The organism is Mesorhizobium sp. B2-3-2, from assembly GCF_006442295.1.
GTDB lineage: Bacteria > Pseudomonadota > Alphaproteobacteria > Rhizobiales > Rhizobiaceae > Mesorhizobium.
Window position 1 is genome coordinate 575,625 of the sequence record NZ_VFWA01000001.1, and the last position, 22,624, is coordinate 598,248.

General features: G+C 58.5%; 21 protein-coding genes and 1 pseudogene. 14 read left to right on the forward strand and 8 right to left on the reverse strand.

Translation table 11 applies throughout. From position 1 onward, the window contains the following. Window positions 1-15: 15 nt before the first annotated feature. A complete protein-coding gene (locus tag FJ964_RS30880; RefSeq protein ID WP_181172340.1) occupies window positions 16-183 on the reverse strand; it encodes a hypothetical protein in 168 nt (55 codons plus the stop codon). A 147-nt stretch (window positions 184-330) separates the two neighbouring features. On the opposite strand from FJ964_RS30880, the gene FJ964_RS02915 reads away from it, so the two are divergent. The 8 genes and pseudogenes from FJ964_RS02915 (at window position 331) to FJ964_RS02950 (ending at window position 8,447) form a co-directional block, all read left to right on the forward strand. Then, window positions 331-1,494 carry an ROK family transcriptional regulator gene (locus FJ964_RS02915; RefSeq protein ID WP_140548966.1) on the forward strand — a complete coding sequence of 388 codons (1,164 nt, stop codon included), beginning with the start codon at window positions 331-333 and terminating at the stop codon, window positions 1,492-1,494. Further along, on the forward strand, window positions 1,494-2,258 hold the full coding sequence (locus FJ964_RS02920; protein WP_140493903.1) for an ATP-binding cassette domain-containing protein: 765 nt from the start codon (window positions 1,494-1,496) through the stop codon (window positions 2,256-2,258). The genes FJ964_RS02915 and FJ964_RS02920 overlap by 1 nt, the downstream gene beginning before the upstream one ends. Window positions 2,259-2,297: 39 nt before the next feature. After that, a complete protein-coding gene (locus FJ964_RS02925; RefSeq protein WP_140548968.1) occupies window positions 2,298-3,338 on the forward strand; it encodes a sugar ABC transporter substrate-binding protein in 1,041 nt (346 codons plus the stop codon). A 106-nt stretch (window positions 3,339-3,444) separates the two neighbouring features. After that, window positions 3,445-4,440, forward strand: a complete 996-nt coding sequence (locus FJ964_RS02930; RefSeq protein WP_140548970.1) for an ABC transporter permease — start codon at window positions 3,445-3,447, stop codon at window positions 4,438-4,440. Continuing rightward, on the forward strand, window positions 4,437-5,222 hold the full coding sequence (locus tag FJ964_RS02935; protein ID WP_140548972.1) for an SDR family NAD(P)-dependent oxidoreductase: 786 nt from the start codon (window positions 4,437-4,439) through the stop codon (window positions 5,220-5,222). The genes FJ964_RS02930 and FJ964_RS02935 overlap by 4 nt, the downstream gene beginning before the upstream one ends. Window positions 5,223-5,380: 158 nt before the next feature. Beyond that, window positions 5,381-5,584 carry a CsbD family protein gene (locus FJ964_RS02940; protein WP_140493912.1) on the forward strand — a complete coding sequence of 68 codons (204 nt, stop codon included), beginning with the start codon at window positions 5,381-5,383 and terminating at the stop codon, window positions 5,582-5,584. 522 nt (window positions 5,585-6,106) lie between these two features. Continuing rightward, window positions 6,107-6,883: pseudogene (locus tag FJ964_RS02945) on the forward strand (class I SAM-dependent methyltransferase). Between the two features lie 403 nt (window positions 6,884-7,286). Next, window positions 7,287-8,447, forward strand: a complete 1,161-nt coding sequence (locus FJ964_RS02950) for a hypothetical protein (protein WP_140548974.1) — start codon at window positions 7,287-7,289, stop codon at window positions 8,445-8,447. A 512-nt stretch (window positions 8,448-8,959) separates the two neighbouring features. Here FJ964_RS02950 and FJ964_RS02955 read toward each other — a convergent pair. The 4 genes from FJ964_RS02955 to FJ964_RS31755 all read right to left on the reverse strand — a co-directional run bounded on the left by FJ964_RS02955 (window position 8,960) and on the right by FJ964_RS31755 (window position 10,725). Beyond that, complete coding sequence (locus FJ964_RS02955) at window positions 8,960-9,382, reverse strand: DUF1515 family protein (protein WP_181172341.1); 423 nt, start codon at window positions 9,380-9,382, stop codon at window positions 8,960-8,962. Further along, the gene (locus FJ964_RS02960; protein ID WP_181172342.1) at window positions 9,379-9,657 is read right to left on the reverse strand and encodes a hypothetical protein; all 279 of its coding nucleotides are present in this window, start codon (window positions 9,655-9,657) and stop codon (window positions 9,379-9,381) included. The genes FJ964_RS02955 and FJ964_RS02960 overlap by 4 nt, the downstream gene beginning before the upstream one ends. Before the next feature lie 148 nt (window positions 9,658-9,805). Then, a complete protein-coding gene (locus FJ964_RS02965) occupies window positions 9,806-10,483 on the reverse strand; it encodes a glycoside hydrolase family 108 protein (RefSeq protein ID WP_246676165.1) in 678 nt (225 codons plus the stop codon). Next, a complete protein-coding gene (locus FJ964_RS31755; RefSeq protein WP_348642848.1) occupies window positions 10,435-10,725 on the reverse strand; it encodes a glycosyl hydrolase 108 family protein in 291 nt (96 codons plus the stop codon). Before FJ964_RS31755 ends, FJ964_RS02965 begins: the two co-directional genes overlap by 49 nt. 61 nt (window positions 10,726-10,786) lie before the next feature. Between FJ964_RS31755 and FJ964_RS30885 the strand changes: the two genes are divergently transcribed. Together FJ964_RS30885 and FJ964_RS02970 are read left to right on the forward strand one after the other, a co-directional pair. After that, window positions 10,787-10,957: a hypothetical protein gene (locus FJ964_RS30885; RefSeq protein ID WP_181172343.1), complete on the forward strand. Its 171-nt coding sequence runs from the start codon at window positions 10,787-10,789 to the stop codon at window positions 10,955-10,957. Window positions 10,958-10,972: 15 nt separating this feature from the next. Further along, window positions 10,973-13,123 carry a hypothetical protein gene (locus FJ964_RS02970; RefSeq protein ID WP_140548978.1) on the forward strand — a complete coding sequence of 717 codons (2,151 nt, stop codon included), beginning with the start codon at window positions 10,973-10,975 and terminating at the stop codon, window positions 13,121-13,123. A gap of 30 nt (window positions 13,124-13,153) precedes the next feature. Here FJ964_RS02970 and FJ964_RS02975 read toward each other — a convergent pair whose 3' ends face one another. The 3 genes from FJ964_RS02975 to FJ964_RS02985 all read right to left on the reverse strand — a co-directional run bounded on the left by FJ964_RS02975 (window position 13,154) and on the right by FJ964_RS02985 (window position 17,110). Continuing rightward, a complete protein-coding gene (locus tag FJ964_RS02975) occupies window positions 13,154-14,326 on the reverse strand; it encodes a glycosyltransferase (RefSeq protein ID WP_140548980.1) in 1,173 nt (390 codons plus the stop codon). Between the two features lie 2 nt (window positions 14,327-14,328). After that, window positions 14,329-15,792, reverse strand: a complete 1,464-nt coding sequence (locus tag FJ964_RS02980) for a glycosyltransferase family 1 protein (RefSeq protein ID WP_140548982.1) — start codon at window positions 15,790-15,792, stop codon at window positions 14,329-14,331. 121 nt (window positions 15,793-15,913) lie between these two features. Next, entirely contained in the window at window positions 15,914-17,110 is a 1,197-nt protein-coding gene (locus FJ964_RS02985) for a hypothetical protein (protein ID WP_140548984.1), read from the reverse strand. Window positions 17,111-17,381: 271 nt separating this feature from the next. Here FJ964_RS02985 and FJ964_RS02995 point away from each other — a divergent pair, with 271 nt between their 5' ends. The 4 genes from FJ964_RS02995 (at window position 17,382) to FJ964_RS03015 (ending at window position 22,492) form a co-directional block, all read left to right on the forward strand. Further along, window positions 17,382-18,626, forward strand: a complete 1,245-nt coding sequence (locus FJ964_RS02995) for a site-specific integrase (RefSeq protein ID WP_140548986.1) — start codon at window positions 17,382-17,384, stop codon at window positions 18,624-18,626. Window positions 18,627-18,883: 257 nt separating this feature from the next. Continuing rightward, entirely contained in the window at window positions 18,884-19,795 is a 912-nt protein-coding gene (locus tag FJ964_RS03000; RefSeq protein WP_140548988.1) for a hypothetical protein, read from the forward strand. Window positions 19,796-20,207: 412 nt separating this feature from the next. After that, the gene (locus FJ964_RS03010) at window positions 20,208-21,002 is read left to right on the forward strand and encodes a hypothetical protein (protein ID WP_140548990.1); all 795 of its coding nucleotides are present in this window, start codon (window positions 20,208-20,210) and stop codon (window positions 21,000-21,002) included. 329 nt (window positions 21,003-21,331) lie between these two features. Next, entirely contained in the window at window positions 21,332-22,492 is a 1,161-nt protein-coding gene (locus FJ964_RS03015; protein ID WP_181172344.1) for a DUF927 domain-containing protein, read from the forward strand. The last annotated feature ends 132 nt before the right edge of the window (window positions 22,493-22,624 follow it).

A 22,624-nucleotide genomic window follows, 5' to 3' on the forward strand; every position in this document is an offset into this window, starting at 1 on the left:
CATCCCGCGCCGTCCTCATTGCTTTTTCGCATCCTTGTCGCCGTCCAGGGCTTTTCCCTTGCGGGGCGACCGCAAATTGTCGAAGCCCATATAGTGGTCGGTATCAGATGTATTCCATCTGCCGCCCAGGCAGATGATGGCAATGGCCGCAGCGAAGATCAGCAAGACATAAATCTTATCCATGTCCCCTATCTAGGGCACGGTGATCAGCCGGACAGCCGCGGCCTTTCTGCCGTCGCGGACACATCCCTCAAGTACGGCACATTTTTGAATTCCATTTGACTGAATAAATGTTTGGTGCCAACCTTGCCTCAACCGGGGACGCAAGGCATGGCATTGCGAGGGACCAATCAGGAGTTCGGGCGGCCGTACAACCGGCGCATCGTGCTCGAATCGATCCGCCGGTACGGCCCCATCGCCAGGGGCGACATCGCCAGGCATGTCGGGCTCACCGTCCAGACCGTGTCGACCATCGTTCGCGAACTGGAGGAGCAGGGCTACGTCCTGTCCGTACGCGAGGAGCCGAAGGGCCGTGGCCTGCCACCGGCGACGCTGCGCATCAATCCCGAGGGCGGCTATGCCGTCGGCATCCACCTGACGCCGCTGGGGATCGACGCGGCGCTGATCAATCTCAGCGGTGACGTGATCGACAGCTTGCACCGCGAAGCCCCCAACGCGACGCCCGATCATGCGTTCGACCAGGTCGGCGCCATGGTCCGCGAGCTTACCGGAACGCGCGCCGAGGGCCGTGTCATCGGCATCGGCATGGCGCTTCCCGGCCCGTTCGGCGTCGACACTATGAGCTTCATCGGGCCGACCACAATGGCCGGCTGGAAGGACGTGGCACTGCGCGAGCGGCTAACGGCGGCGACGGGATTGCCGGCCTTTTTCGACGGCGACATGGCAGCGGCCGCGATGGGCGAACGCCTCTACGGCATCGGCGCCCAGCATTCCGAATATTACTATCTCTATTTCGGCGTCGGCCTTGGCAGCGCCATGATGCATGACGGCAGCGTGCTGCGCGGCGCCTGGGGCAATGCCGGCGAAATCGGCCATATTCCCGTCGTTCCCAATGGCGAGCTTTGCCCGTGCGGCAATCGCGGTTGCCTCGAACGTTATGTCTCTCTCGAAGCGCGAGGGCGCTGGAAGGGCAGCGATGCCGATTGGGTCGCCGAGGTCGGCCCGATCTTCCGCAACGCCATAGCCATCATCGAGAACCTTTTCGACCCCGAGACGGTCGTGCTCGGCGGGCTGGCGGCGCCGGACCTGCTCGAACGCCTGGCGAGGTCGGCTGCGCCTCTGCACAATTCGGTTTCGGCCCGCAAGGACCGCAAGACGCCGCGCATTATCGTCGCCGGCGGCGGCCAGCATGCCGTGCTGCGCGGCGCGGCCGCATTGGCCGTCTCAGGCGTGTTGTCGCCGCGCTTCGGCCAGATGTTCACCGCCGGGCGCGAGCGCGGCCGCGATATCCTGACGGCCAGGGAGGTTGCCTGATGAGCGAACCCCTGCTGGTGCTCGACAACGTCACCAAGAACTATGGCGCGATCCAGGCGCTGAAGGGCATAAGCTTTTCGATCGGCAAGGGCGAGGTGGTCGCGTTGCTGGGCGACAACGGCGCCGGCAAGTCGACGCTGGTCAAGATCATCGCCGGCGGGCTGGAGCCCACCTCCGGCCGCATGCTGTTCGAAGGCAAGGAGTTCCTTGCCAAATCCCCCGCCGAGGCCAAGGCGGCTGGCATCGAGACCGTGTATCAGGACCTGTCGCTGTGCACGAATGTCGACGTGGTTGCCAATTTCTTCATGGGGCGTGAGATCACGCGCAAGGTGCTTGGCATTCCAGTGCTCGACGAGCGGGCGATGGAGGCCGTGGTCGGCAAGGCGCTTGCCAGTGCCGGCACCCGTATTCCGTCATTGCGCACCAATGTCGAGCATCTCTCGGGCGGGCAGCGGCAAGCCATCGAGCTCAACCGCTTCGTGCACTGGGGCGGCAAGCTGGTGCTGCTCGACGAGCCGTTTGCGGCACTCGGGGTCGAGCAAACGCGGCGCGGTCTCGACATGATCCGCCAAGTGGCGAACCAGGGCATCGGCGTCGTCATCATCACCCACATCATGCAGCAGGCCTTCCAGGTCGCAGACCGGATCGTAGTGATCCGGCAAGGCGTCGTGGCCGGCGATGTCGCACGCAACAAGACAAGTCCCGATGCGGTGATCAACATGATCACCGGAGAGACGCTTGCCGGTGCCGGACCGGCGGGCTGAGGGACAAAAGAGGGGTCCGGCACTAGAGGAGCCAACGACATGAAACGAATACTTCTTTCTGTCCTCGGTGTCCTGGCACTGGCAGTTGCCACGCTCACGCCGGCATTCGCCCAGTCCAAGGGTACCGTCTACTACATGGTGCCGACCTTGCTCGACGAGTTCCAGACCGGCTCGGTGAGCGCGCTGGAACTGTTCCTGAAACAGGTCGGCTACGAGATGAAGACGCTGAACGCCGACAACAAGACCGACGCCCAGCAATCGCAGATGAACGACGTCATCGCGCTGAAACCGAAGGCGATCATCCTGGCCGCCGTCGACTTCAACGCGCTGAAGCCGTCGATCGAGGCCGCGCGCGCGGCCGGCATACCTGTCGTGGAATTCGATCGCCAGATCACCTCCACTCCATCCGACTTCACGTCGGTAGCCGGCACTGTCGAAATCGGCCACGTCGCCGCCGAACAGGCCGAAGCGCTGCTGAAGGCCAAGAACGGCGCTGTGAAGGGCAAGGTCCTGCAGGTGCTCGGCGATCCCGGCGATCCCTACACGCTCGACATCCAAAAGGGCTTTGAAGAGAAGATGAAGGCGTTCCCGGACGTCAAGATCATCTCGCTGCCTGCCATGCAATGGGAGGCCAGCAACGCCGGCACCATCGTCGCCGACCAGATGCTTGCCAACCCCGACATCGACCTGATCTTCAGCCACGCCGCGCATCTCTCGGTCGCCGCCGTCGCCTCGCTCGAGGCCGCCGGCAAGAAGCCGGGCGACGTCATGCTGATGAGTTCGAACGGCGCGCCGGTCGGCCTCGACCTGATCCGCAAGGGCTGGCTCAATGTCGAAGTCGAACAGCCACTCTACGCGCAGGCCGCGGCCGTCGCCATGTTCATGGACAAGGTCGTCAACAAGCAGGAGATCAAGCCCGGCGACTATGACGTGCTTGGGCTCAAGTCAGTGGTGACCAAGGAGGCCTGGGGCCCGAACATCAAGATCCCGGGTGCCGCGATCACCAAGGAGAACGTCGATAATCCGGCCTTCTGGGGCAACCAGAAGCCGCCGACGGACACCGTGAAGCCCGTCGAGTAAACCTTCCCCCAGAACGGCTCCGGGCCACGCGCCCGGAGCCGCCCTGCCCGGCAGAATTGCCCGGCATAGAACCGCCGCGGCGTTCGAACCGAAACCGGATCAGCCCATGAGCCCCCGCACCCGTCAAATCCTCGAGTTCGTCCTCGACAATCTCGTCTGGTTCATGCTGGTCTTCGTGCTGGTGGTGTTCTCCCTTTTCATTCCCAATTATTTCCAGCTCGGTATTTTCGCCAACATCATCGAAGCCTCCAGCGTGCTGGGCGTGATGTCGATCGGCCTGGCGCTGGTCATCATCGCCGGGCATATGGACCTGTCGGTCGAATCGGTGGCCGCTCTCAGCGCCATGGCGGTCGGCATCCTGTTCTGCTCTTCAGGCATCGGCCTTGGGGTGCAGTTGCACCCGGACTGGCTGATGGTGCCGGTCTCGCTGCTGCTGGCGCTTGCCGTCGGCGGCATCATCGGCGCCTTCAACGGATTTCTGGTCGTCAAGGTCAAGATGAGCGCCTTCATCATCACGCTGGCCTCCTACATCTGGGTGCGCGGCCTGGTGCTGGTCATTTCGGGCGGCCGCTCGGCGCAGGATCTGGCGCCTGCCATCCGCTGGTTCGGCATCCAGCGGCTGATCGGTCTGCCGCTCACCGCCTGGATCGCGATCGCCTGCTTCGTCGTCTTCTCGCTGATCATGGCCAAGACGCCTTTCGGCAGGCACCTGGTGATGATCGGCGGCAACGAGACGGCGACCTTCCGTGCCGGCATCCGCGTCAACCGCAACCTGATCATCGCCTTCGTGCTTGCCGGCGCCATAGCCGGCCTTGCCGGCTGGCTGCTCGCGATCCGCACCTCGGGCGCCACCGCCAATCTCGGCGTCGGCCTTCTGTTCAACGCCTTTGCCGCCGTCGTTATCGGCGGTGTCAGCCTGAAAGGCGGCGTCGGCACCTTACCCGGCGTCTATGCCGGCGTGCTGCTTTTGTCGGCAATCAACACGGCGATCAATCTGATGGGTTTGCCCGCCAACTTCACCCAGGTCATTCACGGCCTGCTGGTGCTGGCGGCGGTCCTGCTCGACGCCTTCAAGCAAACCATTCGCCAGAGGCTCGCATGACCGTACGGCCAGAGACCGGAAGACTGTCCGGCAAGGTGGCGCTGATCGTCGGAGCCGCGCGCGGCATCGGCAAGGGCATCGCCCAACGTTTCGCCGAAGAAGGCGCCAGGCTTGTACTTGCCGACACCGAGATCGAGGTGGGACGGGCGACCGCCAGTGAACTTGACGCCGCCTTCATCGGCACGGACATCTCGGTTTTGGCCGATGTCGAGGCCGCCGTCGCGCTGGCACTCACGCGCCACGGCCGCCTCGACATCATCGTCCAGAACGCCGGCATTTATCCTTGGCAATTGCTGGAGAACACCAGCCCGGACGACTGGGACCGCGTCATGGCGGTCAATCTGCGCGGCAGTTTCAATGCCGTCCGCGCCGCGCTGGTGCCGATGAAGGCGCAGCGCCGCGGGCGCATGCTGTTCACCTCCTCGATCACCGGACCACACGTCACCAGTCCCGGCCACGGCCACTATTCCGCGACCAAGGCAGGCATAAACGGGCTGATCCGTTCGGCGGCGCTCGAATTCGCCGGCTACGGCATAACCGTCAACGGCGTCGAACCCGGCAACATCCTCACCGAGGGAATGGAGCTTCACCGGGGTGCCGCCTTCATCAAAAACATGGAAGACGCCATTCCGCTCGGCCGGCTGGGCAGCCCGCGCGACGTCGCCAATGCCTTCCTGTTCCTGGCCTCCGACGATGCCAGCTACATCACCGGCACCACGATTGTCGTCGATGGCGGGCAATTGCTGCCGGAGGGGAGCGACTTCAGGCTGACGCCGCCGTGAACAAGGCGTGAGGGAAGCAAGAAAGCCGGCGCACATCATCACTGATGCCAAAGCGCAGCCGCAGCATTCCCGCGCTGGCGGTGATCACGGGGATCTGGCCGCCGGAACCTCATGGCGATACACCCGTTCTTCCATGTGTGATTCAGGAGATAGCCACAATGGATTGGAACCGCGTCGAAGGAAACTGGAAGCAGGTCAAGGGTAAGGTGAAGGAGCAGTGGGGCAAGCTCACTGATGATGATCTCGACCGCATCGCCGGCAAACGCGATCAGCTTGAGGGCATTATCCAGGAACGTTACGGCATCGAGAAGGATCGCGTACGCCGAGACGTCGACGACTGGTATAGTCGGCAGGGCTGGTAGATAGCAGAGCTGCCATAAAAGGCATCTTTACCGAGAGCCGTTATGCCTACGGTGGGCGGACTCCCCCGCCCTTCCTGGCCATCCGCATGACTCGGCGCGCAAGAAGCACAGCGTCTACACCTGCAATATCTGCGGCCAGAAAGCCGATATGCACCACCTACGCTGGTGGATGAACAGTCGGATCATGGACCCCTCGACATCGGCTAGAACTCGCTCATGTCGCGCATATGTTCCGTTATCGCGGAATATCGAACCGCAAGGTTTTCTGTCATTATACTTTTTGGCGGACCCCAACCCGCCTGGCCGGCGTCCTGCCAAGTCGGGTTTACCCCACCCGCCCCCAAAAAAGGGCGCCGGCCACCTTGGCTCGGCACGGCGCCAAGTAAAAATCGTTATTCAAGCAGCCTTATATCGAGCCCCTGTACTGGGTAGCTCATCAGCGTCAGCAATCGACTGCTTTGATCGGGTTGAGACTGGTTAAAGAAACTAGGTGACCGCGGCAGAACCCAAGTGAAAGTGGAGATGTTGGATCGGGCTGATTTCTATGACGCGGAACTGAAACGCCACAATGGTCATTTGCGCGCCGCCGCCAGCGTTGGGATACGTGACCGCGTGCTCGATCTCGGTTGCGGTGCCGGATAAACAACGCGTGAGGCCGCCCGTGCCGCGTCGGAAGGGAAAGCGATCGGCGTGGATACGTCCTTGGAGATGATCGAGATTGCGCGACGACGTTCCAGTGAAGCGGGGCTGCGAAATGTGGCGTTTGAGCAAGGCGACGCCCAGCACCACGCATTTCCCGCCGCCGCGTTCGACCTCTGCATCAGCCGGTTTGGCGTGATGTTCTTTGCCGATCCGGCGGCGGCGTTTGCCAATGTCGCCCGGGCAATGCGTCCGGGCGCGCGCCTTGCGTGGATGGTGTGGCAAAGTCAGGAGCGTAACGAATGGTCCGGCGCCATTCGGCGAGCCTTGGCACCAGGAACCTCGGGTTCGGCAGATGCCAGCAAACCGTTTTCACTTGGCGATCCTACCCTCGCCACAGAACTTCTGACCACGGCGGGCTTTGTTTCGATCGATTTTATCGACGTGCGGGAACCGGTCTTCTATGGACCAGACGTCGATAGGGCGTTTGACGCGCTCATCGACCTTTATCTTGTAAAGGACGCGCTGGCGCGAACCGATGAAGCGCCCGACAAGGCATTGCGGCGGCTGCGCGATTTACTGGAGGCGCATATGACCAGCGAGGGCGTACTCTTCGACTCGCGCGCGTGGATCATTACAGCTCATCGGAGGACAGGGTAATTGACTTTTGCCCCTCGATCGATCGGAGACGCTTTCATCGTTGTTTACAAGCAGGGCCGCAGTTCAGCACGCGTAGGGTCAAATCCCTGACCCGCAAGGTCTGGACTATCTCCGACAAGAAGATATTTTGACATTCAACGTCGACATTTCTCCGAAGCCAAGGGCTTGTTCCCCAAGAAGAAATGGCGCGACGGGGCTCGAACCCCGGCGTGACAGGCCGGGAGATTTTCCTCTCTGCTGGCCGGAGTTCCGGCGCCTACGACCAGACTTGCGGCCAGCGAATGACAGCGAGCGGAGGTCAGCGTCAACAACAAAGCGGCCGGCAGAGGCTCAGCCGTTTGGTATTCTTGATTTATCGTACGCTGCCAGCTTACGTTGGGCGATCATAGATGGACCCTGATGTATGATCTCTGTTTGCGGATACATCGGCGCGGTAATCGGTTGGAAGGCGCTCGAAAATGCTGGCGACATCCTAGACAAGATCGGCGAGAAGCTTTTTGGCGGACGGTATCAAGCTATTTACGAGGATGTTGCCGCCAGGCTGCGGGCTCATACCGGTGGCGTCCCAGCAAACCACGATCTGGAGCACGCCATTCGACTGAGTGAACTCACGTCGTCACTGGTGATCGTGCGCCTCTATATCGATAAGCAAGAGGCAGACCAATTGCGGCTTGGCGGCCGACCGCCTGAGCGGCGCGCACGCATCCAGTTTGCCAAGGCCGCACGTCGTTATCTGCATGAGCAGATCGGAGTGCGTGGGACGTTCAGGACGCAATCAAACGACGATGTAGTCAACGAAATCGAGGCAAATCTTGACGGCGCTTTATCGGCACGCGACTTTTTATCGGTCCAGGCAAGTCTGGATGAAGCGTGCGAACGCGTCTTGCAGGACGTCATCGTCGGCACAGAGAACGGCAAAGTCAAACTCGCCGCTCCTGACGATTTCGCGGTATTTTTCCGTGGGGGTGGGACTGAAAATGAGCCGGGTTGGGCTCTTATCTTCCTTGCTTTCATGCGGGAGGCATTGAAGAAAAATCACAAAGCGGAAGTATCTTTCGTCGCATCTCGTCTTGGATATTTGCGCCATTCACTACCGAGACTCGAATCAAAATGTGATGAATTATTTGAACTGACCGGCTCGATAAAGAGAGACACGTCAGATCTAAAAGATATGCATTTGGGGATGAGCAGCGCTATTTCGCAGATCCTGTCGATAATTCAGAGACGCGAGTCTTATTTGATTGATGAAATTCTATTTCAATTTCCAATAAAAACTGAAATCGCCATAAATGATCGTGGAGATCTAATAATTTTTCATAATAAACCATTCAACAAGGTTTTGGCCAAGATCGAGTTTAATATGGATGAAAATCGGCTTTCTCTAATTATGGAGCAAGGCTTTTCTTGCAACATACCGATTCGAGATGAGTTATCCGTGTTTATGAAAAGGTCAACTCAGGCTCTAATGGTACTTATGGATGAGGAAAAAGGAGAACCAGTTGAAGGTGGTTACGTGCCCTTGCACGTCATGAAAAGGTATTTGGAACCACCTTCTCCGGCCTAGCCTTGCCCAAGGAGGCGTGCGATCTCCGCCCTCATCACAATCGGCGCACTCCCATGCCCCTCACGCGCAAAATTTCCAGGGTGGCAGGAGAACGCTGACCTGGTTAGCCAAGCAATACCCTGAAGGCGCACTGCCCGTATTGCACAGCATTCCAGTGCCGGCAAAGGGCGAGCGCAATGCGTCCCGCCCCGTTCCGAGGCCGAGGTCGCCCAGCAGCGAGAAAGTGCACAAGCAGCGCCGCGACGAAGCGGAGCGGCAGCACAAGATCTCGTCACGGCGGAAGGAAATGGCGGCACGAGTGGCTACCGGCGCCAGAATGCCGCCGCCCTGCAACTGACATGGTACCGCAATGGTGGGCGATGACGGGCTCGAACCGCCGACATCTTCGGTGTAAACGAGCGTTAAAACGCCGAAAACCGCGCATTTCCGGGTTTTTCCATGCCGTTTGTGCCCAGCTATTTCCAGCGAAACTGGGCGCTGACCGCTCGTATCTGGGCGCTTTTCTGGGCGCATCAAACGCCCGATGGGGAGACTGGAAATGATGTGTAGGAGATCAGGCTGAGCGCAGCACCCGCATGATTGCCTCCCCACCAATAGGCGATGAAGGCGACAACGACGACGCCAAGCGCTGTTCCAGCGATGCCGGCCATGAAGAGAGCGCCAACGTCGCGCTGCTTCCATTGCTTCACTTCGTCGGTCACAGTCTTGCTGTCCTTGACGTCGGCTTTCATGGTTTCGACGTTGATCTTGATATCGCTGACCTCCTCGACCAAGTCGTCGACGCGCCTGTGAATCGCCGCGCGGTGCTTGTCAGCCCGGCTGTTGCTATCGACGGCTCGCTGCTCCGATGCCTGGAGATCACGTCGCAATCCGATCACTTCAGCCTTGAGGGCGCCGATCGACATAGAGATGTTATCGAGTTGGCTGGACATCATTGCCCTTTCTTGAGCTCGGCGCGGCGTTCCGCGCTCGCATGGGTGTGCCTGTCGCATTCAGCCGCGGTATAGAACTCCACGGCGCAACCGGGCGCAATGGTGCGGTCGATCTTGTTCTGGTCCTCTACCGTCTTGCCCTCGGCGCCGGCGAGGCTGCTACCGATCGCTGCCCGCAGGGCTGGAGCACCGCTGACGCCGGAAGTCCCACAGCCCGCCAGCGCGATCGCACTCATCAAATTTCGGCTCGCCTCAATGCCCTTGCGTACCGCATCCATGTTCTCCTTTTCGATCTCGGTGCGAACCTCGTCGGCACCCCAATGCTTGATGAACTGAGACTGCTACGGCTATGGCGGCCCCAGGCGATGATGCCGGCCAGCGGGCGGGGAACGCCGATGAGACCGGCAACCAGGGTGATCAGCCAAGTCATGCCGGCGCGGCGCCGAGCGCTTGAGCCAGGCGCTTCGCCTTCCGGTTGGTGTACCAGCGCCAGCCGATCCCGCCGATGGCGAGCACGGCGCTTGCGATGGCCACGACCACGACGACCTTGCCAATCCACTCGCTGGTGTAGGACAGCGGCGAAAGCTGGTTCTGAAGGTCGTAGAGGTAGCCAGACAAGCCAAGGCCGCTGCCGCCGGCGCCCATAGCAGCATCGGCCGGCGCGGTCGATGGCGCGGCCTTCGCGTTCTCGACCAGCGCCTTGGCCTGGCCGCCGTCGACAAAGCTCGCGGCCTGCGACTTCTCGCCGGTCGCCCATGCCTTGCCGATCGGACGGACTTTGGCGACACGAACCGTCCAGCCTTTGCCGAAGGTCTTGAAGGTGCCGAGATGGCGCAGGAAGTTCGTGCGCGCATCGCAGATGCGGTCGATCAGCGCGTCATTGTTGTTGGTTGCCTTCAGCGCCGCCAACGTGCCCACGCCGATGACGCCGTCGATCGGCCCGGTGTAGATCGGGCGAAGCGCCTCCTGAAGCCACATGATCTCGCGGCCGGGGCCGGAGTTCACGCCGCCATCGAATACGACGTAGTCGACACCGTCGGGCAAAAGATCGCCCTTCACCGCATCCCAGTACTGGCGATCATAAATCTCGCCGACCTCGTCCATGGTGATGCTCTTGACCGAGCGCTTGGCCCAGCCCCTTCGCCTTCCGGTAACCGTCGCTGCGTCACGCCCTTGTTGGTCGGGCCGCCTGGGTCGGCCTCATGGTTCACGTAGCCGCCTTCATGCACCAGCACCTTGGCAAGCGATTCCTTTTCGCGCGAAGCGGTCATGGCAGTTTCCTTTCCGCCCTCGCGGGCAGGTTGTGGCTTTTCGGATTTTGGGTATTGTCGGCGCCCGGGAGGCATGCTCCGGAAATTCGACGGGCAGTGAGAAGTCGTTCACAGCGGCGATCACCACGATGCCGACGTGATCCTCAATGTGCTGCCAGGCCGAATTAACCAGCGGCTGGATGAGCTGATTTCAGGTCATCAGAAGTTTGGACAAGCTCTCGACGGCATGACCATGCCCGTGCTCGCTGCAAGTTCGAAGCAATTATTTGCGGGGGTAACTACCGCTATTGCGGTTTGTCGTGCATAGAGAGCGGCTAATACAATGGCAGAAGCCGTCAACCAGAGAATCAAAGTGGCAGCCCGCGACAAAACAATCTCCCCAATCCCTTGTAAAGGATATGAAAGGGAGGCCAGCATGACAAGCGAGTTGTCGATTTCTGCCGCGATTTTTTCACTGACAACGCTGTGCTTTTCCATTGCCAATGCCCCCTACAGCGGCCCAGTCGTTTTGCCGGATGAGATGGGATATCTCGCCTATGGCGAGTTTTTCGGCGGTCACTCAATCGATGCCGCAAGCAGTTTTCACTTTGGCTACTCTCTCTTCCTGGCGCCCTTATTCTGGGGTCTCTCCTCTACCGAGGCCATCTGGAACGGACTTACGATAATCAACGGCGCGTTCTTTGGTGGAGCGCTGGTAATCTGCCATCGCCTTTCGCGGGAAATATTCCCGAGCCACTCCTTGACGATGTCGGCGCTTACCGTAGGCCTATGTGCACTGTACCCAGCGTGGATTTCGATCAGTGGCTATGCATTCTCTCAGGGCTGTTTCGCGTTCTTCTTCACGTTGACGGCTTATCTTCTGATGAAGTCTCCGGCGTCGAAAGCCTGCGCCATAGGCGCATCTGCAACAGCCGCATTCCTGTTCTGGGTTCACGAACTGGGCATTGTGTGCTGCGTGATGACGGCGCTGATGATCTGGGTCACCAGCCGCAACTATCGCCTCACGACTGCATCGGCAGCTCTTATGCTAGTCTTGATCGGTGGCTATGTTCTTTGGCTATCGCCAGCGGTTAAGGCGGCGATGACCCCTGCCGGTTTTGCGCCGATCGAGCATTACCCTTCTGCTGTCAGCGCGCTGGACATATTTTCTCTATCCGGCTTGGTTGAAGCCTCGACGCGGGCACTTGGACAGGTGTCGTACCTACTCATCGTCACGCTAGGGCTTGCGGCCACCCCTCTCTTGATCGCCCTTTCCGCAGCGCTCGGTGCGCTGAGAGGGAAATTTGATAAAAGCCCCCTTCATCTCGTAAGTCTGTTTGCCGTTGGTTGCACCGCTGGCATGACGATATTCAGTGCCGCAATGTTCACTGTCGTAGAGACCGCGACCCGACAGGATCACTGGATGTACGGGCGATATAATGAAGGGGCACTTCTCCCCATCCTGCTAATTGGCTTATCAACAAAACCAGGTCGGATCGCATTGGCTCTGACTCTCGTAGCACCTGCCATCTTCGCCATTCTGGTTCGTCTACAAGCGCCCGAAGCGGATCCACTTAGCGTCATCAACTCCGCCGCCTTCTGGCCAGCGGTTGCGTTCCCTGATGCAGACTTTTCAAGACAGATACTCATTGGAGCGATCGGTGCCGGTGCCGTCACGGCAATTGCATCTTCGGGGATCGCTGCCGTCGGGCTGCTCGCCGTCTTCGCGATCTGCTTGCCACGACAATTTCAGTGGCATGACATGGCGTCGAACGATCATCGGGTGCCGCAAGCCGTCACACTCATCCGTGATCAAATCCCGCGAGGCGCATGCATCGGATTTGCCGCTTCGGGAGGCTTTTCGCGTCTCCACTTCATGGGGTTTTATCTTTTCGACTACCGATATTCCCGCATGAAGCCGTCTCTGTGGGCGACTACGTGCGATGGTCCGTTCCTGTCGCAAAGCGATGGGCCGTCGGATGCGGATTGGGTCGCTGTTGGCGACCGAGAACGACTGTTCGGCAAAGGCGCGCCCCCTATGGACAACTATTCGCGCCTCGCCTTCGCCGATGCAGGAGCTTGCGCAGATTGGTGTTACGTCGCTGACGCGGAGAAGCTTTCTCTACGCAGCCAGAACGGGCAACTGGTGGACGGGGCGCTCGCGGCTTCCGGACCGTCGGGGTTCCTGTTTTTCGGCCCATACATCAAAGTCGAAAAAGGCCGATATCTCCTAAACTTAAGCGGGACCGGAAGCGGTGAATCGCACCTGGACGTGGTCACGGATGCCGGCAGGAATGTTTTAGCGCAATATACTATTAATGCCCTAAGTCCGGCGGGATCGGAGTTCTTTTTCGACATTCCTTCTGACGTGAAAGACTTGGAAATCAGATTGAGCGTCCCTGCCGGCGCACAAATGGCCGTCACCGGATATGTCCTGAGTAAGAACTCTGCGAACGTCGCGACAATCGCGGGGTATTCCCGTACCCTGCGCTAAGCGATGCGATCGCCCGAGAATTTAGAAGGTTCAGACGCGGGCCAGCCTGGAGGCGATTTCGACAATCGGCTTCAAAGTGTTTGACCATAGGAGCCGCTCTAGCCGAGGGTCTTCTTTGGCTTTTCTCGACTCTCTTGAAAGAGCATGTCGGATAGCCGAACCGAATTCCTTCGGAGTATCAGCCAGCGTCACAGTATCGGCGTCTGAGAAATCCTCGTAGGCCCTGAATGCCTTTCGCGTCGCGACGATCGGCTTCCCGGAAAGTAGCGCCTCTGCTGTTTTCAGGTTCGATCCCCCGCCATAGGTAATAGGCAGCAGGATCGCCGAAGCGTTTTTGATGAGGCAATCAAGTGCGAAATCGGTGACCGTTCCGAGCAGCCCTATCTTGTCCCTAGACATGTAAGGAAGCCCGGAACTCTCAAGCTCGGAATAAAGCGGATCACAAACACTTCCGGCAACGATGACCCGGTGGGCCGATGTTAACGCCGGAAGCGACCGGAGAACCAGGTCCCTAAATCCTGCAACGTTGGGCGGATGCCCGCTGCCGACGAACAGGGCATATCTTGAATTTGGGCTTATCCCCTGATGAAGGATGCCCGACAGGTGGCTGCGCTTTCTTTTGGTGGCTCCGTTTGGGGCTATTGATATTTCGGTCTCAGCCCATGGGCTCAACGTCTTGGCGTCTTCAGCCGTGCATGCGGTCACAGCCGCCGATGAAACGATCTCCCTTTCGAGATCGCGGATTTCGTCAACCCACTTTTCCCTGTCGGAGATCCCGGCATCGGCCAGGATATTCCCCTTCGCGATGAATTCGACATTGTATGAATTGTAGAGGATCGGGCAGGTGAACAGCCCCTGTGCTTTTGCCTTTAGCAGGGCCTTCCCAAGCCACGGCTCTTCAAAGACGATGAGATCAGGCTTTGCGGCGTTGAGAAGTTCGGCAAACGCCCCGAATTTTCGGTCGTTCTCGGCAAACGCCTTTGCTGTTACGAAGTCACGCAATTGCCAAGGGGCAGAAGGCAACTCCCCTGAGAGATCTATATCGGGAGAAGCGTTCGGATACAGACCGGCATCGAAGATGCAAGCCGTCCTGACATCAAGTCCGGCGCCGCGCAGGACGGCATTTGTTTCGCGCGCCCTTATTTGACCCCCGTGCAGAGCATTTGCGATCGGGAACGGGATCAGGTGCAGTACCTTCCTCATCCTTACGCGCCCACCACGTTCAGCAGCCTTGATCTTGCTTCGTTAGCCGCCTCATCCCAGGAAGGGATAGCCTTCGGACGTGAGGCAACCAATCTGCCTGTGGATGCCTCTTTGATGGCGTTGATCCACCCTTGACGGTCGTCAATGGCCACGATCGTCGCCACCTCCAGCCCTGCCTCTGGCGAAGAACCCTGGTCCGATACAATGACCGGCTTCCCGTGCTGCAATGCCTCTACGACAGGAAGCCCCCAGCCCTCGTAAAGGCTTGGGAAGACGAACACGTTACAGTTCTCGTAGAGCCATGAGAGGCCGCCATCGCCCAGCTTGTTGAACCAGAAAATACGCCTTCCCAGGAGCGGGGATTGACGGAGGTTCTCCATAATTTCGTCGTTACCCCAGCCGGGCATTCCGACGATAACAAGGTCAAGATCGAACTCTGGATCCTTCACAAGGTCAGGCCAGATATCCAACAGGAGTCTGTAATTCTTCCTTATTTCGAACGTGCCCACGGTCAGAGCGTACCGGCCTTTTCGAAGGCGCTCTCGGGTTGGTTCGTCGGCAATTTCAGACCCGTCCGGTGCAGTCGATATGTTGGCGCCCAGATAAAACACAGACGTCCTACCCAGCGGCCGATCCCGCTCCTCCATGAATTCGATCAGGTCACGCTCGGTGCATTTCGAGATGCAAAAGATATGCTCGCTCAGATCGACCATGTGAAGGAAATAATTGTAGAAATAATCCATTGGGTTTCCACCCGCCAAGTTCGGGAACTTGACGGGGATAAGATCATACATGACACTGGCAATTTTCATGCCGCTGCTTACCTTGATTTCGGACAGGCGCTTGCAGTCGATTACATCCCATCCGAGGCCGCACAGGAAAAGAACGTCGTTTTTACTAGGATGGACGATTAGGCTAAAGTCCAGAGGTATGTGGACCGGTTGCGGTGGCGGCGGAGACGGAGGCGGAGGCAACGGTTCCTGCGGAAGAAGAACAGCGGGAGGTGGTGCCCTGTCCGTAACCACCATCTTTTTAAGGGCTTCTCGGCCGAAAATGAGACTCTGTCGAAAATCCTCTCTGGATCGCTGCGGCACTCCCTTTAGCACCCCTCTCGCCACCCATTTCGCGAAGCGGTGTACACCTTTTGCGAACCCTGGCCTGGGCGGTAGCGATGCTTCAACGGCGGCTTCAACCGCGGCTTCAATGGGCGGCTCAGCTGGTGCTGTAGTAATAGATTTCGGCGCTGGTTTCGGCGAAGAGATGATATCGAATGCCTGATCTGTCGAAATGGCCCGAAGTTGGCCGCCATGAAAAATAACCGGCACCACGTCAAGATTCGGGTCACCAAGAATTCTTGCGGCAATTTCACGCTCGGTGCGCACTATTCCTACAGCATGCTGCCCGCGCCAGGCATAAGACGTACTTAGATCAAAAAGAATTCGCTTGCCCTGGTGTGGGGTAGCCATCGCCCGCCAGCTCCGTTGATGGACAGGAATGCGAATTACGGGGTACCCACCCTCGCGTCAAGAACTTGGCTGCGCGAAGATTCCAGTCCAAGTGCATCGGGAATGCCATTCTTTCAAAACTTTAAGCCGCCGACGCCGTTGACGCCTCCCAGAAGAAGTCCCACGCGCTGCCAGGACCGGCGTTGCAAGCCACTATGAACGAGGTTGCGGTGATGTTCGCGGTAGGCACGAAGTAGCGAACCAGCGGGTCGGCCTTTGGCGTCACAACGATGCTGTTCGGTGCCGCGCCAAGCCCGTGCGTGATGATCACGGAGCCGCCCGTGGGCATGGTTCCCGTCCCGCGATTGCGCGTCTTGTATCCGGCGCAATTGCGGATCTTCGCTGTACCTCCGCTGCTATCGACTATCGGTGTCGTGCATAGCGATGCGTCGACATTGTCCAGAGTGACGTCACAGCCGACTTCGATCTGAACGCCGCGAAGCGCGTTACCACTATAGCCCACCGCGCTGCCTATGACGACATCGCGGACAGTGCCGGAAGAACCGCCAGCGAAGTGAATGGCGGGAAGATTCGCAGTGTTGGACCTGTTGAAATCAGCGACGAACCCGCCCTTGATCTGCGTGACCACAAACCCAGTGTCGGACAGCACGGCTTTCTTCCAGCTGTTCGTCCACTGGCAATCCTCAAACGTAGCTACTGGCGATATAAACATCATTATCAGACGGGCGATTCGAGAACCAGCATCCTTGAAATTTGGTTCCCACAGATTTCGAAACCGTCGCCCCGGCCGACTTGCCACTGTCGAACAAGCAGGCAGAGAAAACGCATGTGAGCGGCCTGTTTCCAATCGTGTAGCTGACCGCATCGAGCACAAGTGGCGCGCCCCCCCGACAACATTGATGTCGCTGAAAAGGTGCGCCTCGCCTTGAAGATAGACGCGGATATCTCCCAGGGCATGGGGATGAGTAACCGAGCTCACAGTTGCAGTTGCGCCCGACGTCGAACCCGTGATGAGGGCGGCGGCAGCTGGCCCCGTCGTCGTGAGGATGGCCTTATGCTTCCCCGGCGTAGATGTGGGGAAAATCGTACCGCTGCCCCCAGGATAGGTGATGGTCTCTTGAACGAATGTCCCGACCACGCCAGTAACGACCAGCCACGACGAGGTTGCCGATATGATGCCTTGCGAGGCCTGGTTATCATTGCAGCTTTCGAAATTGAGTGCTGTGCTGCGCGTGTCAAGAAAGTCGAACTGCGCCAGTTTCCCGGTGCCAGAAAGAGCGCGCACAAGCAGCGCCGCGACGAAGCGGAGCGGCAGCACAAGATCTCGTCGCGGCGGAAGGAAATGGCGGCACGAGTGGCTACCGGCGCCAGAATGCCGCCGCCCTGCAACTGACATGGTACCGCAATGGTGGGCGATGACGGGCTCGAACCGCCGACATCTTCGGTGTAAACGAAGCGCGCGCACTTCCTAGCAGGTCCCTCGCCTACCCTCATGTATTGTTTTTGCTATATTTTTTTCATAGCTGCTACCTTGTAGGCCTCTCGATTTCCCTTCATACCTGTTGCTAGTCTGTAGCTAGGGGGAATGTATGCCTATTACGAAAACCGACGTTGAAAAGCTTGCCCCCGGAACACTCCTCTGGGATGCGGGAAAGGGAAGCATCCTTGGATTTGGAGTTCGCAAGCAGCGCCGCGATGCCGTTTTCGTACTCAAGTATTCGATGAAGGGACGCCAAAGATGGTACACCATTGGTCGGTTCGGGTCCCCCTGGACCGTTGAGCTGGCGCGGTTGGAGGCAAAGAAGCTTCTGGGACGGGTTGCCTCCGGCGAGGATCCATCCGGTAGCCGTGACGATGCCAAAGCCGGCGGTGCACGCGAGACAATGGCCGAACTCTGTGACCGATACATGGTTGCTGCAAGGGCCGGCGCCATTCTGACCAGGTTCAATAGGCCAAAGAAGACCTCAACTCTCGATATCGATGTCGGCCGCATTGAACGGCACATTAAGCCACTCATCGGGTCCACCCGAGTTGCGGACGTGGACGCCCGTATCGTGAAGCGGATGATCCAGGACGTGACAGTGGGAAAGACGGCCGCGACAATCAAAACGAAAGCCAGGGGCCGCGCGTTGGTCACCGGCGGCGCAGCCACCGCTGCCCGGGTCGCCGACCTGCTCTCAGGGATCATGACTTGGGCTGTCGATGAGGGGATCGTAGTGGCTAACCCGGTACACAGAGTTCGCAGATACCGAAGTGAGCCGCGACAGAGGTTCCTCAATGACAGCGAGCTAGCTACTTTAGGAACTCGGATCCGGGCTGGGGTCGACCCAGAGGACAAACCCTTCCACCCCTATGCGCTTGCCATCATCCAACTGCTTTGCCTGACCGGGTGTCGGTCGAGTGAGATTACGAACTTGGAATGGACCGAGGTGGACCTGGAACAAAAATGCCTTCGGCTTGAAGATACCAAGTCGGGCAGGAGTCTTCGTGCAATTGGAAACAATGCAGTCGAATTATTAATCGCACACTCCAGGATCGAAGGACGATCCTTCGTGTTCCCGGGGGCTAAGGGAGAAATCCACTACCAGGGTCTAAACAAGGAAGCGCCGCGCGTCTTTCGATCTGCCGGCCTTCTAGACGTGACCTGCCACGTGTTGCGACACACCTTTGCATCAGTGGCTTCCGAACTGGGCTATTCAGACGGCACGATCGCAGGCCTGCTTGGTCACAAGGGTCGAGGAGTGACATCTCGCTACATCCACAGGCCAGATGCGGCCTTGGCGTCTGCCGCAGAGGCAGTGTCCAATGATGTCTGGAGAAGAATGGAAATGTGAGTTTCGACGCGCAAATTCGGGAATTGTAGCGGACCGCTATTTCGAACCCGCGGTCATAGCGAATTGACCAACTGGTATCGCAGCCTTCCCACCCGATTGCGTGAGGAGAAACTCCTCGATTTCGGTGAAGAGCGCGTCGGCCATCTGAAAGGCGAGCGTGAAGCAGACTATAAGTTTGCAATCTCCTTTTCCTGAACAGTTGTCAGAGGCCGGTACTGCTCGGTAGGTTCTCAGCGATTTTTCTTCTTGGGGTACAAATGCCGGAGGACATTGCGGGCTTTGAGCCGTCTAAGGCAGATCCAGCACACCAAGCCGTATCGCCTCAAGCGGCGCGTACGCGCCTACAGTTTCTTGACACCAAGGGCTTGGTGGCGCCGCATCGCTTCCTCTACCTGGACGAATGTCTGGATAGGTTTGGCTCAAAGCGCCTTGGCTCTGTGTGGGACGAAATCGTTGGGCTTCGCTGTTTTCCCTTTCAATACGTCTCACGAAAGCGAGCTTTCTACCGATATCGCGTTAGCAGAAAGCGCCCGTACGATCGTGTAGATCGCCGAATAGTCGTTCGAGGACCCCAACGAAAAGAATTTCGTTCGGCCTCCCGGGAGCACAAAAAGCTTCTCAAAGAGCTTTCGAAAGCCATTCAGGCAGAGGCGTTCAAAGTGCTTCTGATCGCACCGGACGGTCAAATCACACCGATCGAACACCTAAGCGTCTTCGCCGCCCAGGTGGTGCGTGCGTTTTACACCGGTACGGTTCGAATAACGAAAAACGATACCAAGCATAAACGCTGGATTCTGGTTGACGAAAAATCCTTCGCCCGCTGGCTAGAGAACGGGGATGGTCCAAGACATCGCACCTTCGGAAGAGCCATTTTCAAGCCTCTACTGCCTGCGATTGCTGAACGAGCAGCCCTGAAGGGTTACACCCTTGTTGAAGAACCTTTCTGGGATTTGCTGGACGAGGTGGCAAGGGCGTTCGAGCCTCACCTCGCACTCAACGACGTAGGCTTTAGGGCGCTCTGGAATGACGACAGTCTCGCGCCCGCCAAGAGAGCAACACCAGGGCCGCGACCGAAGGCAGACCGGGAAGCCTTCGCAAACGACAGGGCCAAGTTGAAGACGTTTCTCTTCGACAGCATCCAGAAAATGCTGGCGTCGAAGCAGCCGTGAGCGATCGCGCTGTCAAGCCTGACACCAGTTCCTGCGCAATTATTTTCTAGAATTATGACCTGGACTAATTAGCCAATTGCCGCGGCGGTAAATAGGTCGTGTCCCAAACACGGAGCACGACCAAATGGAAATCGACGAACAGCCCACCGGGCCTCAAGGGGGGTCCAGGGATCTGAACGCCTTCTTGATGAACACGACTTGGCAGCTCGCTGGAAACTCTCGGTCAAGACACTTAGGAACGCGCGAGTGTCGGGTGCCAATCCGGGGATTCCGTTTGTGAAGATCGGACGATCTGTCCGTTACCGGCCGTCGGACATCGAGGAATTTGAAGCCTCGAACGTTCGCAGAAGTACCTCAGACGTCGGTCGCGACTGACCGAGCGCCTACCCAATCCAACATCACGGTGAACCACATGCCACCCATCCACGAGTGGGAGGATGACGCGCGCTATTTTGAATCGCGTTCGTTCTCTCTGAACGAGGACCAAACACGCCTCGAACTGCTTCAAGCCTGCCGGAAATATGGACCGCGGACCAAAGACCTTCAAAGGGTTCTGCGCCTCGGCCTGATCAGCCCAGAGCCGCAACCGACCTTGGCCTCGTCTCTCCACATGCGGGAACTCCGGGCGGACATGATTGGGGCTCTGCTCGAGGCTGTCGAGGACATCCCTGACGACGATCTCAACGTCGTGACCGTTATCAATCGCCATTGGCTCTTCAGCCCAGCAGCCCTCCATAGGAAGAGCGCAGCAGCAATCAAGCGCGAGTTCCGAACCCATCTCGAGAGAGCCGGGATCCTAGCCCGCAAAGGACTGTTGGTTGGCTTCCTGCACGGTGAGTTCGAGCCCACCAGCCGGAGATACCAACTCCACTGGCACCTGCTGACGACCCGCAAGAAGGGTCAAGCGATCCGACCTGCGCTCAAGGGGCGATGGGGCTATGTGCGGACATCTACAGGCGCACCTCCTATCGTGGCACAGTCGGTGAACGACCGGCGCGAACAACTGTCTTACCTTTTCAAAGCCTTCTGGCCGGAGAGAGCCGTCATCGAAATCAACGGCAAGAAAAAAAGAAGCCGCGAGGCAACCAGGATCGACGTCCCTTATCACAACCAAGCTCTTGCCTGGCTGCACAAACAAGAGCTGGCAGATGTGATGATCGCCAACAAGTGCACGTATCGATCAGGGCATTTCATTCTCTCACGATAGATTTTTGTATTTCTCGATTAGCCGAAGTCGAGCGTAAATCATACGAACACGTTCTCATGAGGTGCATCGGGCAGTATACTAAGAGCATTCTCACGACAACACTGCGTCAGTACAAACTTTGATGAACGACCACCCTCCAAATTTTACGCTTGTCACTCGTTCAGGGTGGGAAGGTGGGAACCTACGCGAAGAAGGAACGGTAAATCATGACTTTAGAATCAAATGGACCGGGTCCGACAGAAGATAGAGCTGGCCCCGCTAAACACAATGGAGCGAGGCGGGAGCCATACATTCTCGACTTAGTCAAGGACCAGAACGGAACGCATTGGGTGAACTATGGGACGGACGCGCGCTCGACCTGGTTCTCGCTGGAGGAACTTCTAGTCAACGAGAAGGCAGTTTTTGCCAAGCTGAGTGGCCCGGGTAGCACACTGTTGATGACCAAATCTAAGAACCGTTTCAAGAAACTCATCGAGGATGCGTCGGACTACAGGCCAGCCAACGTCGCTGGGCACTCGGGCTGGTGCGGAAAGTCTTTTGTCTTCGGAGACGGGACGATAGCCTCTCCGAAGGACCACCATGAGAAGATCATCGTCGCCTTCGACACCAATCCTAAATTCGCTGTCGCAGGCTCCCTGGACGCTTGGTTGACGGGAATTGACATCCGCATGGCCCTGCTGAGCACCAGCAACGAGGCGCTTGGCCATTTGGTCAAGGCATCGAAGGAGGTTGTAGGGGCCGTGAGCTCTCGGATGGTGACGATCAAAGTCAACAAAGCGAGCGGAGTTCTGGACACCGTTCCCGACCGCTACGAGAATGTGAGCGAAGCTGCAGCGCATCTTCGCAAACATTGCGCTCGAAACTACGCCCATCCTGGGAGGATCTTTGCCGCTCGGCTGGTCGAAGCTGCCGCCGAGGACGAGGATAAGCTTCGAACGCAAATCGCGAAACGGATGTCTGCATTCCTCGGGCAGCTCAGTCAGCGTCGTAGAACTGACGGTACATCCGAGCGCGTCAAAACCATCTTCGCGATGATCTTTGCGGCAGGCACACTCGCCCGGAAATGGGGGCTGTTGCCTGAGGAATGGGGAGGTCTGACGAATAGCCTGCTCAATGTGTTCGATCGGATGGAGGGGCGATCGGTGAAAACCGGAAGCACCCCTTCCTCCGCCCTGGAGCGCGTGAAGAAGTACGCTCAGGAGCATGGCAACGACATCGTACGGGTCAAGACCATGTCAGGCCCCGTTAGCTTTAAGAAATTCAGTCGATCGCCAGGGTACTTGCTCCGCCGGGACGGAAAAAAGGCGGTGCTCATCCCGTCAGAACGGTTTCAGTTGGAGTTCGAAGACCACAAGGCCATGATGCAGGAGTTGCGCAGGCTCGGCCTGGCCAAGACTGAAGGCGGCAACAACCCCAAGCTGACGGTCAAGACGCCATCAGGAATCTGTGCAGAAGGGCGAGTCTACTGGGTACTCCTCGGCTCCGACTAGGAACTGCGCCCTGTACATCGCTCGCAATCTTCTCAAGGGGTGATTGCATCGCTGCTCATCTACCTTCCGACAGAAGGGGCTGGTCTGTCGGGAGGTGCTGCCGCCAATTGGCCGGGCGTCTTCTGCGGGGGC